This window comes from Ruminococcus sp. Marseille-P328 (genome assembly GCF_964249465.1).
Taxonomy (GTDB): Bacteria; Bacillota; Clostridia; order Lachnospirales; family Lachnospiraceae; genus Blautia_A; species Blautia_A faecis.
In genome coordinates this window covers 1-749 of sequence record NZ_CAXUBQ010000074.1, presented here as the reverse complement: position 1 = coordinate 749, position 749 = coordinate 1, and the positions used below count along the sequence as shown (strand labels likewise).

The following is a 749-nucleotide window of genomic DNA, read 5'->3' as shown; positions in this document are numbered from 1 at the left end:
TGTCAAGCGTTTTTGAAAATGTCCTAAAATAATTGAAGTATTAGCCCCGGCTTTTTGCTGGGGCTTGTTATATTGATGTGCTTCATTCCTCAGGCAATTTTTGTATCTTGATCATTCTGGTGGTGTTCTTGCTGTTTGACAAATTTTCCAAACTGTTGACGACGCCAGGGGTGGTTCATTGGTGGAATGCGGGGCTTCTTTGGTTTTGGCGGAGTATAGTCTATATCTAAGTCTTTTGATTTTGTTTCGTGCTCGGGTATTTCTTCCAGTGCATAGATGTCTTTGTCATTTACACAGCAGTATTGACTGCCATCAAAAGCCTGAATAAACATTACCTTTGTTCCTTTTCGGTAGTGGACCTGATTGCCTCTGCTGTCAATCATACGGTAGTATTTATTGGAATGCCTTAAACAGTGTCCGGTATCTACCGTTCTTTCGCATAAAACTGCAAGAATCAGGTTGATTTTTTCAATTTTGGGTTGCACTTCGAACACAGACTTGATACCATGAAGGGGAAGGGCAAACTTCTCATTGAATTCCTTTATGTAGGAGTTTAGGAATTCATTGGCAGCGTCTATGGTCGTTATGCCTGCAAGTCTCAACTCGACTGGCAGGCGCGACTGTAGCGTCTGGTTCAGGCGTTCTACACGTCCTTTTGCCTGAGGCACACTGCTTGATCCCAGTTCAACCCCAAGCTGTTTACAGGCATAGGCAAACTGTGTATAGGTATCCTCATCGATAGATGGGGA

Annotated in this window: 1 pseudogene; it reads right to left on the bottom strand. The window is 43.3% G+C overall.

The annotated features are described in order from the left end of the window. Window positions 1-89 precede the first annotated feature (89 nt). Window positions 90-749: pseudogene (locus ACESTK_RS20490) on the bottom strand (ISNCY family transposase); the annotation flags it as partial.